This window comes from Nostoc sp. C96, from assembly GCF_059384975.1.
The window spans coordinates 6,270,253-6,287,147 of the sequence record NZ_CM182020.1 but is presented as its reverse complement, the minus strand read 5'-3'; the positions used below and the strand labels follow the sequence as shown (position 1 = coordinate 6,287,147).

15 protein-coding genes are annotated in these 16,895 nt (G+C 41.5%); 7 read left to right on the top strand and 8 right to left on the bottom strand.

From position 1 onward, the window contains the following. Nucleotides 1-194: 194 nt before the first annotated feature. Together AC504W_RS26775 and AC504W_RS26770 are read left to right on the top strand one after the other, a co-directional pair. Nucleotides 195-428, top strand: coding sequence for a hypothetical protein (locus AC504W_RS26775; RefSeq protein ID WP_494875253.1), 234 nt, complete (start codon nt 195-197; stop codon nt 426-428). A 126-nt stretch (nt 429-554) separates the two neighbouring features. Continuing rightward, nucleotides 555-1,700, top strand: a complete 1,146-nt coding sequence (locus AC504W_RS26770; protein ID WP_494875252.1) for a protein kinase domain-containing protein — start codon at nt 555-557, stop codon at nt 1,698-1,700. A 56-nt stretch (nt 1,701-1,756) separates the two neighbouring features. Here the strand turns inward: AC504W_RS26770 and AC504W_RS26765 are convergent, their stop codons facing one another. Next, nucleotides 1,757-2,434 (bottom strand): glycosyltransferase family 2 protein, encoded by a 678-nt coding sequence (locus AC504W_RS26765; protein ID WP_494875250.1) that lies wholly within the window; start codon nt 2,432-2,434, stop codon nt 1,757-1,759. A 179-nt stretch (nt 2,435-2,613) separates the two neighbouring features. On the opposite strand from AC504W_RS26765, the gene AC504W_RS26760 reads away from it, so the two are divergent. Further along, nucleotides 2,614-3,909 (top strand): chloride channel protein, encoded by a 1,296-nt coding sequence (locus AC504W_RS26760; protein ID WP_494875249.1) that lies wholly within the window; start codon nt 2,614-2,616, stop codon nt 3,907-3,909. Between the two features lie 20 nt (nt 3,910-3,929). On the opposite strand, the gene AC504W_RS26755 is transcribed toward AC504W_RS26760, so the two are convergent. Next, nucleotides 3,930-4,142 (bottom strand): hypothetical protein, encoded by a 213-nt coding sequence (locus AC504W_RS26755; RefSeq protein ID WP_494875247.1) that lies wholly within the window; start codon nt 4,140-4,142, stop codon nt 3,930-3,932. A 458-nt stretch (nt 4,143-4,600) separates the two neighbouring features. On the opposite strand from AC504W_RS26755, the gene gyrA reads away from it, so the two are divergent. Together gyrA and lnt are read left to right on the top strand one after the other, a co-directional pair. After that, nucleotides 4,601-7,189 (top strand): DNA gyrase subunit A, encoded by a 2,589-nt coding sequence (gene gyrA / locus AC504W_RS26750; RefSeq protein ID WP_494879484.1) that lies wholly within the window; start codon nt 4,601-4,603, stop codon nt 7,187-7,189. Continuing rightward, nucleotides 7,170-8,759: an apolipoprotein N-acyltransferase gene (gene lnt / locus AC504W_RS26745; RefSeq protein WP_494878785.1), complete on the top strand. Its 1,590-nt coding sequence runs from the start codon at nt 7,170-7,172 to the stop codon at nt 8,757-8,759. The genes gyrA and lnt overlap by 20 nt, the downstream gene beginning before the upstream one ends. A gap of 197 nt (nt 8,760-8,956) precedes the next feature. Here lnt and AC504W_RS26740 read toward each other — a convergent pair whose 3' ends face one another. Further along, on the bottom strand, nt 8,957-10,147 hold the full coding sequence (locus tag AC504W_RS26740) for an MFS transporter (protein WP_494875244.1): 1,191 nt from the start codon (nt 10,145-10,147) through the stop codon (nt 8,957-8,959). 313 nt (nt 10,148-10,460) lie between these two features. On the opposite strand from AC504W_RS26740, the gene psb32 reads away from it, so the two are divergent. Further along, nucleotides 10,461-11,195 (top strand): photosystem II repair protein Psb32, encoded by a 735-nt coding sequence (psb32, locus tag AC504W_RS26735; protein WP_494875242.1) that lies wholly within the window; start codon nt 10,461-10,463, stop codon nt 11,193-11,195. A 56-nt stretch (nt 11,196-11,251) separates the two neighbouring features. Here the strand turns inward: psb32 and AC504W_RS26730 are convergent, their stop codons facing one another. From AC504W_RS26730 to AC504W_RS26720, 3 genes are all read right to left on the bottom strand, one after another. Next, a complete protein-coding gene (locus AC504W_RS26730; protein WP_494875241.1) occupies nt 11,252-11,635 on the bottom strand; it encodes a DUF4346 domain-containing protein in 384 nt (127 codons plus the stop codon). A gap of 84 nt (nt 11,636-11,719) precedes the next feature. Further along, the gene (locus AC504W_RS26725; RefSeq protein ID WP_494875240.1) at nt 11,720-12,415 is read right to left on the bottom strand and encodes a potassium channel family protein; all 696 of its coding nucleotides are present in this window, start codon (nt 12,413-12,415) and stop codon (nt 11,720-11,722) included. Between the two features lie 225 nt (nt 12,416-12,640). Further along, on the bottom strand, nt 12,641-13,975 hold the full coding sequence (locus tag AC504W_RS26720) for a TrkH family potassium uptake protein (protein WP_494875239.1): 1,335 nt from the start codon (nt 13,973-13,975) through the stop codon (nt 12,641-12,643). Nucleotides 13,976-14,261: 286 nt separating this feature from the next. Here AC504W_RS26720 and AC504W_RS26715 point away from each other — a divergent pair, with 286 nt between their 5' ends. Further along, a complete protein-coding gene (locus AC504W_RS26715) occupies nt 14,262-15,104 on the top strand; it encodes a methyltransferase domain-containing protein (protein WP_494875238.1) in 843 nt (280 codons plus the stop codon). Here AC504W_RS26715 and AC504W_RS26710 read toward each other — a convergent pair. Together AC504W_RS26710 and AC504W_RS26705 are read right to left on the bottom strand one after the other, a co-directional pair. Next, complete coding sequence (locus AC504W_RS26710) at nt 15,073-15,912, bottom strand: SGNH/GDSL hydrolase family protein (RefSeq protein ID WP_494875237.1); 840 nt, start codon at nt 15,910-15,912, stop codon at nt 15,073-15,075. The two genes, AC504W_RS26715 and AC504W_RS26710, sit on opposite strands and share 32 nt — an antisense overlap. A gap of 292 nt (nt 15,913-16,204) precedes the next feature. After that, nucleotides 16,205-16,894 (bottom strand): response regulator transcription factor, encoded by a 690-nt coding sequence (locus tag AC504W_RS26705; RefSeq protein ID WP_494875236.1) that lies wholly within the window; start codon nt 16,892-16,894, stop codon nt 16,205-16,207. Between the last annotated feature and the right edge of the window lies 1 nt (nt 16,895).

The window sequence follows — 16,895 nt, the reverse complement described above, 5'->3', positions numbered from 1 at the left end:
GCCTGATGGTGACTATTACTTAGCCAGTGAGGAAGATAAGCGATATCATATTTTGGAAATCAGGCAAAACACTAAGCAGTGCTTAGTTTATTTTTCCAAGTAAGTAATAAAATTCTTTTTAAGAACAATTATAATATTAATTTACACAAAAATTTTTTAAGTATGAAGCGATCGCCTAGTCCAAACATCAAACTATGAATTATCACATTTGCGGCTTGGAAGCGACTCCAGAATGGCTCAAAATAAAATCAATTGATTACATTACCGAATGCTTAGAGGCTTGTGAAACTCTAGAAATGGTAGCTGACTTACGGGAAATATTTCCTAGGTCTGCTTTGCGTTCGGCAAGCATTAAGGTAGAAGAGATGCAACGTCAAAGGCTGGTTAACTGGTTGCAGGTGTTGAACCAACAAGAAAAAGCTGCATAGAATTTTCCAAAGAGGAAAAGCAAGCATTTCTCTCCATTGTCAATTGAAATTACATTTAGCAAATATCAGCACTCTTCTGCCAAGGAAAGGGGACAATAAAAACAAGTATCCCTCAGTCCGCAACGCATGAGCTACTGCCTTAATCCTCGATGTCCCAAACCTGAAAATCCGGCTGATGTTAAGTTCTGTACGACTTGTGGTTCTAAGTTGCTACTTAAAGAACGCTACCGCGCCATTAGGCCGATAGGACAAGGTGGTTTTGGCAGAACTTTTTTGGCTGTAGATGAAGATAAACCATCAAAGCCACGTTGTGTAATTAAGCAATTTTATCCTCAAGCTCAAGGCACAAACACAGTTAAAAAAGCTGTGGAATTATTTATCCAAGAAGCGGTGCAGTTGGATGAATTGGGTAAACATCCACAAATTCCTGAACTTTTGGCATACTTTACTCAAGATGATCGACAGTATTTAGTCCAAGAATTTATCAATGGATTGAATTTAGCACAGGAATTAGCAAAAAATGGAACTTTTAGTGAAACGCGGATTTACCAATTATTGAATGATTTATTATTAGTATTGCAGTTTTGTCATACAAAACAAGTAATCCACCGCGATATTAAACCAGAAAATATTATTTTACGTGAGAGCGATCGCAAACTAGTTTTAGTTGATTTTGGTGCTGCTAAATCTGCAACTGGCGCAGCATTAAATCAAACTGGTACTAGTATTGGTAGTCCTGAATATGTTGCACCAGAACAAATTAGAGGTAGAGCAGTTTTTGCCAGTGATATTTATAGTTTAGGAGCTACCTGCATTAACTTATTAACTGGGCGATCGCCTTTCGATTCTTATGACACTAATAACGATACTTGGGTTTGGCAAAAATACTTAACAACTCCCGTGAGTAATCACTTGAGCCGAATTTTCAATAAAATGCTCGAAAGTATCCCAGCTAGACGTTACCAAACAGTAGATGAAGTTCTGCAAGACTTAAATACACAGTCGCCAGTAGCCAATCAGTCACAGATACCTGTCAAACCTCATGTTCAGTCATCACCTACCTTACCGCCGACGGTTGTGAGCAACACACCTAGCCAAATTGATTTAGAACTAGAAGAATTAAAAACTCAATTTATGGGCGGGAAACCTCAAGCAAATCAAGTCCAGCCAACAAATCCAACATCTCAACCTGCAAGTAAAAGCGAAATAGATCAAGAGTTAGAAGAATTAAAAGCGAAATATTTAGGTAACAATAACTCACAAAATCCATGAATGATGAGGGTGATGCGTAAAATACACCCCTATCCCCTTGATTTTTCGGTTTTATGCTAGTCTGGAACTATTTTTGATGATGTGGATTGAGAAGATAAAAAACTTTTAGTAACACTAGTTTCTGCCCTGGTATAAACATAGGTTGGCAAATCGGGTAATTTTCGAGTTTGGCAGATTTTCTCTGCACGTTCCCAAAAATCTGTATCCTCTCCATAAATCATATTATTAAAACCTTTCAATTCAAAAAATACTTGTCTCTTGCCAAAAAAAGTGGGACCAAGTACGCATTCTCGGAGATTTATTGTTTTACCTGGTTGAAAATAATCTGCTACCCAAATCTCTTCATCTGTAACAAACCCCCCTTCAATTAAATCAATTTCTGGATGTTGCTGCATATATTTAATGCGTGTATCTAGGTGTTCTGGTAAATAGGCATCATCGCTATCTAAAAATGTGATGTATTTACCGAAAGATGCTTGAATACCAGCATTCTTAGCATGACATTGTTTTTTATTTTGATGTTTTAAATAACGGATATTTGGTAAAATATTAATATATTGATCGACAATTTCAAAAGTATTATCGGTACTGCCATCATCCACTATAATCAGTTCCCAATCTTGAAAAGTTTGGGCAATCACGCTATTAATACAATGATTTAAATGTTTTGCCCGATTGTAAGTACAAATAATAATTGATATTTCAGGCAGTACGTCAAAAATTACACTACTCATATTCAATAGCTCAAAAATACTTCATTGCTCATCAATAGTGAGCAGGTATAACGCAATTATTGTACAGGATAGTAGATAGTATGCAAGGGAACATCCCGGCTTTTGCAAAGATAGTAAAAATCAGGCAGGATAATTAATGGTTATTCAATATTTTAGGTTTTATCAATAGGACATCAACAGTGCCATTAAATCAGCCACCCCCCAACAATCAAACCCAACGCTGGACATTTACTCAACTGTTCGGACTAGCAAGTCGCAATCCGTTGATGATTTCTCGATGGGTGCTGCGTTGGGTTATGGTGGGGACAGTGAGTGGTTTATTTGCCGGGTTGTACTGGAATGTTTTAGAACTGTTAACTCACCAGTTGCAAAGGTTTCAAGGTTTAAGTTTGTTAATTGTCATGCCACTAGCTGGTTTAATTGTTGGGCTAGTGATTCATTTTCTCGGAAATCCTGGGGAAATCGCCGTGATTGTGGATAATATTCATTTTCGTGGTGGACGCTTGGATGGGCGAAAAAATCCCTCGATGATTTTGGCTTCCCTAATTAGTATTGCTGCTGGTGGTAGTGCTGGCCCAGAAGCACCATTAGTACAGGTTACAGGTTCCTTTGGGACTTGGGTAGGCGATCGCCTGAAACTCCAAGGAGAAGATTTGCGTTCTATGAGTTTGGCGGCGATGGCGGCTGGTTTTACGGCTTTGTTTGGCGCACCTTTGGGTGGGGCGATGTTTGCCCTAGAAATCTTACACCATCAGCATATTGTGGAGTATTACGAAGCTTTAATGCCAGCTATTGTTTCTAGTTGTGCTAGTTATTTGGTATTTACGGCGATTACTCATTTAGGAATTGCGCCAACTTGGCATTTTCCCCAATATCGCTTGGAAAATATCGATGATTTTGCCTTCGCAATTCTTTTTGGGATCATTGGGGCGATCGCTGGATGGATTTTTATGTGGATTTTTCGCACTTGCGATAGCGCTTTTCACCGGATTCCTGGGCCAATTTATGTCCGCACTACTCTAGCAGGATTAGGAATTGGTAGTTTAGCGGTTTTCTTACCCCTCACCCGCTATTTTGGCCATGAAGAGTTAGAAATTCTTCTAGAAACCAGCTTTTCTGGTGTTGTCTTGTTAACGCTGGCTTTGGGTAAAATGGCAGCCATTAGTATGACAGTTACAGGCGGGTGGCGCGGTGGATTTATTATCCCTTTATTTTTCACTGGTGCTTGTATTGGCAAAGCAGTAGTAGTTTTGATTCCGGGGATCAATCCGGCTTTAGCGATGATTTGTACAATGGCGGCGATTAACGCGGCTGTGACACGTACACCGATTAGTACGACTTTACTGCTATCGAAACTAACTAGCTTTAGTCCGTTTACACCAATTTTATTTGCCAGTTTGGTAGGATTTTTTCTGGCTCCGAAAGTGCCTTTGATTGCTGCTCAACTCAAGTCTCAACAAGAAGCGATTGATTAACTTAAAAAACAGTCAACCCTTTACATCTTCAGATGATTCTGGGATTCTTGTTTAGCGGCCAAATATTTAGCGATCGCTGCGGCATTCAACGGAATCACTTTTGTACTTGGGCGTATTGTCTGTAACAATGCGTTTAGGCTGCCACAAGAATGACTAGCCTTGCGATACACGCAAGCATAACTTACACCAGGCAGACGGAAATAGCTACCTATGGCTAATTGCTGAAATGTCATTAGAGCCTCAGATGAATAACGACAGGGAAAATCACAATTGATTGACGAACTTAACCATGATAAGCCGGATAAACTAAGAACCCAAGATTTTATCCAACTACCTTTAGATTGCTACTTTTTTTGCTTACCGTTTCTATCTCAATCCATAACTAAATGCTATGTCCTACTTATTACTGATGCAGGCTCAGTCATAACTTGTAATTAGGCAAATTAGCTTTAGTTTGGGGGAAATTTACTAAATTAATCTTTTTAGCTCAAACTATCTTCGTTTAATCTTATTTATCGCGTCTAAAAGAGGCGTTTGTCTAGTTACTTTAGGTAAGCTTTTCGGGCAGAAAAAAACAATACGTGCTAGAATTGTATCAAAATATGTCAATTATTCAAGAGTAATTTGGAATAATTTTACGCTTTGCCAACTTTAAAGGCTAAATCCTACGATTTTTGGAGTTATTTAGGTTATGACAACCTCACAGGAGAGGATTATCCCCACAGATCTGCGGAACGAAATGTCCCGGTCTTATCTGGAATACGCCATGAGCGTGATAGTGGGTCGGGCGCTACCAGATGCCAGGGATGGTCTGAAACCTGTGCATCGCCGTATCCTCTACGCCATGCACGAACTAGGTTTACTGCACGATCGCCCCTTTAGAAAGTGCGCTCGTGTGGTTGGGGAAGTTTTGGGTAAATATCACCCCCACGGCGACACAGCAGTATACGATGCCTTGGTGCGGATGGCGCAGGATTTTTCCATGCGATCGCCTTTAATTAACGGGCATGGTAACTTTGGTTCCGTAGATAACGATCCCCCAGCGGCAATGCGATACACAGAATGTCGCCTGCAAGCTTTAACCAGCGCCGCCCTACTCCAAGACATCGAATCAGAAACTGTAGACTTTGCGGATAACTTCGACGGTTCCCAACAAGAACCCACAGTTCTACCCTCGCGGATTCCCCAACTGCTACTCAATGGTTCATCGGGAATTGCTGTGGGGATGGCGACAAACATTCCGCCCCACAACTTAGGCGAACTGATTGATGGATTGGTCGCATTAATTCACAATCCCGAAATCACCGACCTCCAGTTGATGCAGTACGTCCACGGGCCAGACTTTCCCACTGGGGCGCAAATTCTTGGCACATCAGCAATCAAAGAAGCTTACACCACAGGGCGCGGTTCCATTACCATGCGTGGTGTCGCCAACATAGAAACCATCGAACAGCGCGGTCGTCCCGAACGAGAAGCAATTATCATCACCGAATTGCCTTATCAAACCAATAAAGCCGCATTAATTGAGAAAATCGCTGAATTGGTGAACGATAAGCGGATTGAAGGCATTGCAGATATCCGCGATGAAAGCGATCGCGACGGGATGCGAATTGTCATCGAACTCAAGCGCGATGCTTATCCCCGCGTGGTTTTGAACAACCTTTACAAGCAAACCCCACTGCAAGCCAACTTTGGGGCAAATATGCTGGCGTTGGTGAACGGGGAACCGCAAATCCTCACCCTGAAGCAGTTTTTAGAAGTATTCCTCGATTTCCGCATCGTATCCATTACCAGACGCACCCAGTACGAACTGCGAAAAGCCGAAGAACGCGACCATCTGTTGCAAGGGTTATTGATTGCTCTAGCCCATTTAGATACCATTATTAATTTAATTCGCCATGCCCCTGATGCACCCACAGCCAAAGGCGAATTGATTACAAACTACGGACTTTCCGAAGTGCAAGCCGACGCAATTTTGCAAATGCAACTGCGCCGCTTAACTGCCCTCGAAGCAGATAAAATTCGCCTAGAACACGAAGAATTACAAGAGCGCATCGGCGACTTGCGAGATATTCTGGCACGGCGAGAAAGAATTTTAGAAATCATTGAAACCGAAGTTTCCCAAATTAAAACCAGCTTCGCCACGCCCAGACGTACAATCATTACCCACGCCGAAGGGGAAATTGATGAACGTGACCTAATTGCCAACGAAAAAGCAATTATTCTGTTAACACAACAAGGTTACATCAAACGGATGCCCGTCAACACCTTCGAGGCGCAAAGCCGCGCCACCAGAGGTAAAGCCGCCGCCAAGGTGAAAGACGATGACACCGTAGAACATTTCTTAACTTGCTGCGATCACGATAGTGTTTTATTCTTTAGCGATCGCGGCGTAGTTTACTGCCTCAAAGCCTATCAAATTCCCGTGGGTTCCCGCACCAGTCGAGGTACACCCATTGTCCAGATGCTACCCATTCCCAAGGAAGAAAAAATCACCTCCATTGTCCCCGTTGACGAATTCAGCGACGACGAATATTTAGTCATGCTGACCAAAGGTGGCAATATTAAGAAAACTGCCTTAGCAGCCTTTAGTAATATTCGGGCTAACGGTTTAATCGCTATTTCCTTAGAAGAAGGGGATCAACTGCGGTGGGTACGCCGCGCCAGAGTCGAAGACAGCATCATCATTGGTTCCCGTCTGGGGATCGCCATTCACTTTAGATGTACCCACGAACAACTGCGTCCTCTTGGTAGGGCGACGCGGGGTGTGAAATCGATGAAACTCAAAAAGGGTGATGAACTCGTAGGGATGGATATTATTCCCGCCGCTATTTTAGACACACTCGACACGGGAACGGAAGAGTCAGAAATCGAAGAAATCGAAACCGAAGATATCGAAAATGTGGAAGAAACCACAGAAGTAGAAGTCACAGGTCATGTTGGCCCTTGGGTGCTAGTCATTACAATGGGTGGCTACGGCAAACGCGTACCCGTTGCCCAATTCCGCCTGCAAAACCGTGCAGGTCAAGGTTTAATGGCTACCAAATTCAAAAACCGCAAAACCAAAGACAAATTAGCAACCTTGCAAATTGTCAACAGCGACGACGAAATCATGATGGTGACAAATCGCGGTATTATTATCCGTCAGGCTACCAATGCAATTTCCATCCAATCGCGATCAGCTACTGGCGTAAGAGTCCAACGCTTAGACGAAGATGACGCAATTACCGGAGTTGCGATCGTTCCGCCTGATACTGGTGATGAAGAAGAAACAGAATGAAAGCAAAAGTAAAAAGGAAAAAGGAAAAGGCGAGAATTCATTTTTTACTTTTGCCTTTTACCTTTTGCTTTCTCTAATTAGCGGTGTTTTAATGGGGCTAACCGTCGCCCCTGTGGGTGCATGGTTTTTGGCTTGGATAGCCTTAGCCCCGCTTTGGGTATTAGTTGTTCAAAAAAGTAAACATCATTTAGAAGGTAAACAACAAAAACTCTGGCTTTTACCTTTACTTTGGGGTGTTGGTTATCACAGCGTCGCCCTCTTTTGGATTACCGGGATTCACCCAATGGATTGGTTGGGTGTGCCTTGGTGGCCGAGTTTGGCTATTACTATATTTTGCTGGGGCTTTATTAGTTTATGGGGCGGGTTATTTGTCATCCTTTGGGGTGCTGTGATGATGCGCCTGAATCAATCAAAACCTTGGTTACGAGTTCTGATTGGTACAGCCGTCTGGTGTAGTTTAGAAAGTTTGTGGAGTTCCGGTTCTTTGTGGTGGAGTTCTCTCGCTTATACTCAATCACCACATAACTTAGTCATTTTACATCTTGGGCAACTGTCTGGCCCGAATACAGTAACAGCTGCGATCGCCGCCTTCAATGGTCTAATAGCCGAAGCTTACCTATCTTCTACACCTCGGCGGTTCGTTAATAAATATTTAGCACTAGGCACAGGCTTATTTATCACCTTACATCTCATCGGCTGGTTTTTATATAGCCAACCCATCGCCCAACCACCAGCAGCAGCCTTAAAAATTGGCGTTATTCAAGGTAACATCCCCAACAAAATCAAAGTCAAACCTGAAGGATATCTTCGCGCCATTACAGGCTACACCAGCGGCTATTTAACTCTAGCCGAACAAGGTGTAAATGCAGTTCTTACACCCGAAGGCGCTTTACCGATTTTTCAGCGTAACTTTGTAGACACCCCCCTATTTGCAGCAGTGCAGAAAAAAGGTGTAGTAGTTTGGGTTGGTGCATTTGGGGAAAAAGGACGCAGTTATACAAACAGTTTATTTACCGTTAATAGCCAGGGTGAAACTACCAGCCGATATGATAAATCTAAACTCGTACCCTTGGGTGAATATATACCCTTTGAAGAGATTTTAGGTAAATTAATCAGCCGTTTGTCACCGTTGGATGAACATCAAGTTCACGGTGCAGCCAACCAAATATTTGATACACCTTTTGGACGGGCGATTGTCGGTATTTGTTACGAATCTGCATTTCCTGTAATATTTCGCCGTCAAGCTGCGGCGGGGGGGCAGTTTATCCTCAGTTCTTCTAACGATGCTCATTACAGTGCAGCTATGCCATTCCAGCATCATGCTCAAGATATCATGCGGGCAATTGAAACTGATAGATGGTCAGCACGAGCTACTAATACTGGGTATTCAGCTTTTGTAGACCCTCACGGCAGAACTTTGTGGATATCTGGCTATAACATCTACCAAACTCACGCAGAGACTATTTATCGTCGTCAAACGCAGACTTTATATGTGCGTTGGGGTGATTGGTTAACGCCGTTGTTGTTGGGTTTGGGTGTTGTGGGTTGGTTTGTAGGGAAAGTATTTTAAACGCAAAGGTATGCAAAGTCCGCGCAGAGTTACGCAGAGGAAGAGGAGTTGAGTTGAGAAAATCAGGAGGAAGTGGAACCAACGGTACAACAATTATAAATGTTAACACCAGAAGAACAAGTGCAAAAAGTTGAACAACGCGCTCAAATCTTAGCAGAAAGATTAAGAAACCTGGGTGTAGACCCAGATTCTTTGATTTAAACAGGCTTATCTGTTGACTCTAGTTGGGATTTATTCGCTTGTAATTGCACCCAAACAAAGAAGGGAATTGCGAGTAATTGAGTAGCAGTCGAAAAGATAACTAATAGGGTAATGGAGCGATCGTACAAAACACCCATTAAAGTGCTGCCTAAAAACCAAGCAAAACCATAGCCTGTGCTGAAGATACCATAAGCTGTGGCGCGTTTGTTTTTGGGTACGAGTCCAGCGATCGCAGCTTTCAAAATCGACTCTTGTGCGCCCATCCCAATACCCCAAAATGCTATGCCTAACAGCGCCATTTGTGTATCGCCAAAAAATATCAACGGCGCGAAAAAGGAGGAAACAAAAGCAGCAACCATCAAAATCGAAATACCAACTCTGTCAAACAGATAGCCAAATATCAGTGCAGCTACGGCATCGACTCCCATTGCGAAGGCATAAAATAAAGGAATTGTTTGACCGGAAGCAACATTTCCCTTTTGAAAATGAAAGGCGATTAAGGGAAAATCTGCATAACCAGTCGCAATAATCGCCACCGCACCCAAATAAATCCAAAATACTCGCGGTATTCCGTCTTCTTCACTCATTTCATGTTCAATTTCCAAGTCGCTGGGGTTGGGATATAAAAATTGCAAAACCAATAACACAATCAATCCCAACACCGCAGGTACAATCAAAATCGTGAAGCCGTTGCGATACTCTCCTTGGAAATAAACCATTGCTGCTACGGCTAAAGGCCCCATCACAGCGCCGGTTTGATCCATTGCTTCATGCAAACCAAAGCCGAAACCTCTGCCAATTTGACTCACACCATGAGACAGGAGTGCATCTCTTGGGGGAGTACGCACGGCTTTACCTGTGCGTTCTGCCATCATCAAACCAGCTGCTACTTCCCATCTGCCGGCAAAAGCCAATAGTGGGACAACGGCAGTGTTCAAAATAAATCCTAAAGTTGTAATACCCCAATATTTGCGTGTCTGATCGCTGAGATAACCAATGGCTAGGCGCAAACCATAACCAATTAACTCACCAAAACCCGCTACTAGACCTACCACAGTGCCGCTTGCGCCCAAAACCTGCAAATAAGCCCCCGTAATACTACGCGCCCCTTCATAAGTGGCATCGGCACAGAGACTAACAAAACCAAGTAAAATCACAAACTTCAAGGCGGCTGATTTCTGTGCCATATTCTTGTATCTATGCAAATTGCTACTTTAGAGAATTCTGTCTTCATTGCTAGATTTGAAATTGAAAAAAACAACCCTGTTTTGGCAAAATTGCTGGTTGTAGCAGCTAAGACAGAATTTCGGTTATATCATAAAGTTCTGGAATATTTGGCAAAGTCCGCTGTAAACATTTGAATTTAGCCTTAAAGTCGCAAAATTACTAAATTATTTATTTGCTACTGGCAATTTTTTACATAGATAAATTACTCAACAGGATGATTTTGTCATTGATTGTGTAGTATTTTTGGTGCTAGTCTGTCTTAGGATCAATCCAATGAAGCAGTTCCTCAGAACAGTATTTGGCATTAAAACATACATCATTTGGCTGCTGACACCAATACTGGCAATTATTCTTGGTGCATCGCTGTTGGCTACCCCGGCGTTAGCTACTGGCGTGTATCAAATTCCCAATTTAAACCCCGGCGGTGACTGGGTTGTAGATCAAGGTGAAGTGATTAGTCGGATCAACGAAGGTAAGATTAGTAGTGCCTTTGAAGATTTGGCAAAGAAAACTGGCAATGAAGTCCGGTTTGTCACCATTCGCCGTTTAGACTATGGTGAAACACCAGAAAGCTTTACTCAAGGGCTTTTTGAAAAATGGTTTCCCACAAAAGAAGCACAAGCTAACCAAACTTTGTTGGTGCTAGATACTGTTACTAATAACACGGCTATTATTAGCGGAGATAAAGTCAAACCTTTGCTAACTGATTCTATTGCCGGTAGTGTAGCTACAGAAACCTTAGCTGTACCATTACGGGATGGTAACAAATATAATCAGGCATTTTTGGATGCAAGCGATCGCCTCGTTACAGTTCTCTCTGGTGAACCAGACCCAGGCCCACCAAAAATTACTGATAACGTTCAGGTAGAAGGTACTTTCACCAAAGCAGAAGATACCGACAAAGGTAATGCTACAGCTTGGGTGATAGGACTAGTAATTGCTGCAACCATTATCCCGATGGCGACTTACTACATCTATCTAGTCTATCAACCACCATCTAACGGCTAATTCTGAAGTATGAAGTATGAAGTCTGAAATTTTTTACTTCACACTTCATACTTTTCTTAGTCTTGAACATACTCTTGTCCTGTCACTAAAGCCATCTCAGCGCGGACAAATTCTCGTCCTAAATAGGCCGCATGGTCTAACTGAGAAACTGGACAGGGCTGAGTTTGTTCAAAAATTTTGACGCTAAGTTCTTTGGCTGTTCTACCACTAAAAACTGTGGTGTGAGTTCTTTCCACCTTACCTCGTGCAGGAATTACTTTGCCTGTTTCGGGATCTACAGCTAAACCATGCTCATCAATTACATTGGTAAAATGCTTTGCATAGATTAATCCCTCGCCTCTATCTAAATAGATGATGAAATATCCAGCGGGGTCAAGGTCAATATGACGCTGAGAAAGTCTCTCATCTATTGCTGCTAAATCTTGAACTATTAAATCCATAACCACTATCAAAAACAAAATTCTTTCTTCAGGGTTTTTACACCATATACTTAAGTGTAATTCTTATTTTCCTCAGTACGACCATTAAATCGGTAAGCGATTAATATCTTTGTTGCAGCCAATTACTACCATTGCTGAACCACGTTCTAAGCGCCTATTAGGTTCGGGATTAATGGCAAATTTTCCCTCTTGACTCACAGCCAGCAAATTTAAACCATAACGGTTACGCAGTTGAATTTCTGTGATGGTTTTGCCATGAAATTCATCTGGGACAATCATCTCGACAATACTATGATCTGGGTCAAGGTCAAATCTGTCTAATATAGATGGTTTTGTTAGAGTCCGCGCTAAAGCACAGCCGGCTTCATATTCAGGGAAAACAACATGGTCTGCACCGACTCTCTTTAATAACTTGCGGTGAACTTCACTAGAGGCTTTAGCCACAACATGAGGTACACCACCTTCTTTGACGTTGAGAGTGGTAATAATACTTTCTTGAACATAATTACCGATCGCTATAATGACCGTATCAAATTCAAAGATTCCTGCTTCTTTCAGCGCAGCGGGTTCAGTTGAATCTAGTTGCAAAGCATGACCAACTATTTGTTCTGTCAAAGCTTCTGAAACTCTTTTTTCATCAATGTCTGTGGCTAGTACGTCATAACCGAATTTATGCAGTGTTGAACTGACAGAACGACCAAATCGACCTAACCCAATAACAGCAAATTGGTTGTTATCTTTACGTAAACTGCGAAAAAACCCTAATGATGCAAGATTCACAGTTGCTATCCTTGTTAAAGCTCCCTGGATTTAGGACAAAAAATACTTAAATCTAACTTAAAGTAACAATTTTTATTTTTTGCCTAGTGTTTCATATTTTATCAGTTTAAGTTAATGACATTGATACTAAGTGCGGTTATCTCACCAGTAAGTTTTCGTCAAGCACAAAAACATCTCCGACTTCTTTAATAAGTCGGGGATGTTAGCTTCTATATTTTTACTCAATTATCCTACTAATAAATTTTCTTCAGGATAGTGAATTCTACTAGGACGAGGGTCGCCTAAAATAGCTGACATTAGTAATAAAACTCCAACTCTGCCAATATACATTGTCATAATTAAAACGAGCTTGGCTGCGCTGGAAACACTAGCTGTAATACCTGTAGAAAGACCAACAGTGGCAAATGCAGATACTACTTCAAATAAAATTTGAATAAAATCTAATGTTGGATCTGTTAAGGAGATGATAATAGTTGCCAAAACTACGGTAGCGACAGAACCAACTAAAACACCAACTGCTTTCAAAATTAAATTTATAGCTATCTTGCGGTCATATAATAAAACTTCTTCTTTACCTTGAAGAATTGCTTTTGTGCAACTGGTAAGAACTCGCAACGTTGTAGTTTTCATACCGCCGCCTGTACCACCAGGACTAGCACCAATAAACATCAGCGCTATGGTAATAAATAGACCAGCAGTGGTCATCTTACTAATATCAATAGTGTTAAATCCGGCAGTTCTAGGGGTAACGGATTGGAACCATGCTACTAATAATTGTCCACCGAAATCTAGTTTACCAAAGGTTTCAGTATTTCTAAATTCTATACATAAAAAAGCAATTGTTCCGACAACCAAAAGGATTATAGTTGTACTGGTGGCAACTTTAAAATCTAAAGAAAATATCAAACAGGCGTTTTTCTTGAGTAGGCGATCACGCAACCAAATGTACATTTCTAAAATTACTTGATAACCAATGCCGCCAAATATAATTAATGTAGTCACGGTGAAAACAACGAACCCAGATGTTTGATAACCAATCAAGTTATCTTTAAACAAACTAAAACCTGCGTTATTCCAAGAATTAACACTATGAAAAATCGCTAACCATAGCCCTTGTGACCAACCATACTTCGGCACAAAAGCAGGCAGAAGTAGAAATATGCCTGTAATTTCAAAAATTAAAGTAGTGGCAATAATTGAGCGAATAACTTGGGCGCTACCTTGCATTCCTGGCCTATCTAAAGCTTGCTGAATTGCAATTTTTTGTCGCATATCAAATCTGCGCCCAATGAGCAAAATCAAAAAGGTAGTAGTTGTCATATATCCCAACCCACCAATTTGAACTAGCAGTGCAATAAACAGTTGACCCCAAAAAGAAAAATAAGTCCCAGGGTCAACTACTGACAAGCCAGTCACACAAACGGCAGATGTTGAGGTGAATAACGCCACAACTAAATTATTCCAACTTCCATCGCTAGTTGAAATCGGCAGCATCAACAAAATAGTCCCGACAGTGATGACAGCCAGAAAACCCAAACAAATTGTCCGCGAAACAGTCATATTAAGGTAGAGCCTCTAAATTATTCCAGGGAGGGTCTGAGGAAAGTTTGGAAACCTAACTCCCCAGCCCCCTTCCATCGTAGGGAAGGGGGAGAAATCAAAGCCTCTCCCCTAAAAGGGGAGAGGTTTGGAGAGGGGTTTTTAGTAGAATTTGCATTTTGGCAAACATCATCTAAGCTTTGACTCTTTCCTGGAAAAGAAAACATCCTGATTTAATTAAAAACACACATGGTAGCCTACCAGTATGTTTATTTAAACTCTGTCTTGTCTTAACATTATTTGTTTTATGAGTACAACACTATATCAGCAAATTCAGCAGTTTTACGATGCTTCTTCGGGTTTATGGGAAGAAATTTGGGGCGAACACATGCACCACGGCTACTATGGTGCAGATGGAACGCAAAAAAAAGACCGCCGTCAAGCGCAAATTGATTTAATTGAAGAAATACTTCGTTGGGCAGATGTAAAAACAGCAACTAACATTTTAGATGTGGGCTGTGGTATTGGCGGTAGTTCTTTATACTTGGCAGAAAAGTTTCATGCTAGAGCTACAGGTATTACTTTAAGTCCTGTGCAGGCAGCGAGAGCCACAGAACGCGCCCAAGAAATGCTGTTAAATCTGAGAAGTAAGTTTTTAGTGGCTGATGCTCAAGCAATGCCTTTTGCAGATGATAGTTTTGACTTGGTTTGGTCGCTGGAAAGTGGCGAACACATGCCCGATAAAACTAAATTTTTGCAGGAGTGTTATCGCGTATTAAAACCAGGTGGGACTTTAATTATGGCGACTTGGTGCCATCGCTCTACGGATGAAACGCCACTAACAGCAGATGAACAAAAGCATTTGCAAGATATTTACCGCGTGTATTGTTTGCCTTATGTGATTTCGTTACCGGAGTATGAAGCGATCGCCCATGAATTACCATTAAAAAATATCCGCACTGCTGATTGGTCAGTTGCGGTTGCACCATTTTGGAATATAGTTATTGATTCCGCATTGACCCCCAGTGCCATTTTTGGGTTGTTGCGTTCTGGCTGGAGTACCATTCAAGGAGCCTTAGCACTGGGATTAATGGGTCGTGGTTATGAACGTGGGTTAATTAAGTTTGGGTTGGTATGCGGGAATAAGTAGAGATTCCGGCTTCTTGAATTGCCGAAAAAGCTGTTTCCCCAATGATGCGGTGCGCCATAGTTGTGGGATGAATACCATCCCAAAATAAAAACTGGTCGGGATTACCACATACTTGAGAACCAGATAAACATGAACTGCTAACATTAGTCAAACCAAATGCAGCCGGATTAGCGATCGCATTGCGATACAAGGTGTTAGCATCCAAACTGACAATCTCTAAGCCAGGATGCTGCTGGCTTAGTATTTTTAGCGATCGCCTTAAGCCTTGATTATGTGCTTGGGTTAATGAACTCAGATTGAAGGAATTTGTGTTGCTGCTTGTTGCTGGTAACTTGCCTAAATCTGGTAAATTAGCCACCAGAAATTTTTTTGCCCCGACATCAGTTAAAGAGGCGATCGCTTGTGTGACATTTTCAATTGGGACATTTACATTATTTACTCCTTGTAAATAATCATTCGCCCCCGCCCAAACTACATATAAGGCATTTGAATTAGTCTTTTGATGTGTCTGGGTAAATGACTTGACTTGAGTTAATAAGTTCGGGACATAATTGTTGCCCACATTACCAGTAGTTGCACCTCCGTAAGCAAAATTGTTAGTTTGCTGACTGGATAGATGCAGGCGATCGGCAAGATATTCAATCCACACCCGACCATTAGAGTAACGCCCCTGAAAGTATGTTGGACTAGGGGGGTACATTCCCCCTGTTGCTTGAAATACCTTACCTGCATCCGATAGACTGTCGCCAAACACATAGAGTCCGGCGATCGGATGAGTACTAGCAAAAGAATTTGTGAGTAGAACCATGATAAAAGCTAAAAATGATAGTCCTATTACTAAAAATGAATTATTTTTTGGCATGAATGTGCGGTTTTATTGCCAGTTTTTCAACTAATATTTGGTTAGCTAATTGTTTCTCTAGGCTAACAAGCTACCTGAAGGTATTGTGAGTGTAACCGAATACTTTTAGGTGTGGATTTTGCTAAATTAGGACTAAAACTGCATCTCATAGATTTATGCTTGAGGCTGTAAATAGTCCAGAAAAGTCTGCTTTTTGACCATTGACATTGGACTTTTTATTCTGCCAGTTATGTAATACCTATGACAGATGATCTTTCCCAATCATGTCGTTTTTGATTAAACTTTTTTTTAAAGCAATCATCACCGCTTGGGTGCGATCGCTCGCCTCTAACTTTTGTAAAATGGCATGAATATGCACTCGCACTGTCCCTGGTGCAATATATAGTGCAACTGCAATTTCTTGATTGGTTTTACCTGCTGCTAACAGTGATAAAATTTCTTGTTCGCGCTGAGTTAATGGATTAGCAATCTTTGAGATATTTTCTAATTGAGGCAGTTCAGAAACAAAAGAAGAACGAATTTCTCTTGTTGCAGTTTCATCCCACCAAGAAGCGCCAGCCGCCACAGAACGCAATGCTAAAACTAATTTTTCCGCAGCAATGCCTTTCAGGCAATAACCTTGAGCGCCTGCTTCAATTAACTTGAAAATTAAAGGCTTTTGCGAGTGGGAAGTAAGAATTAAAATTGGCAGTGCCGGATTTTGCTGCTTAATTTGTCTACAAGTTTCAATTCCACCAATTCCTGGTAAACCCACATCTAACAACACAATATCTAGAGGATGTTCTTTGACTAACTCAATAGCTGTTTCACCATCTTCCGTCTCAGCAATAATTTCTAACCCAGGTTCTTGTTGCAACCGTACTTGCAAACCTAAGCGAAAAAGTTCATCATCTTCAACTAGTAGAATTTTGATTGGGGTAGAAGACATT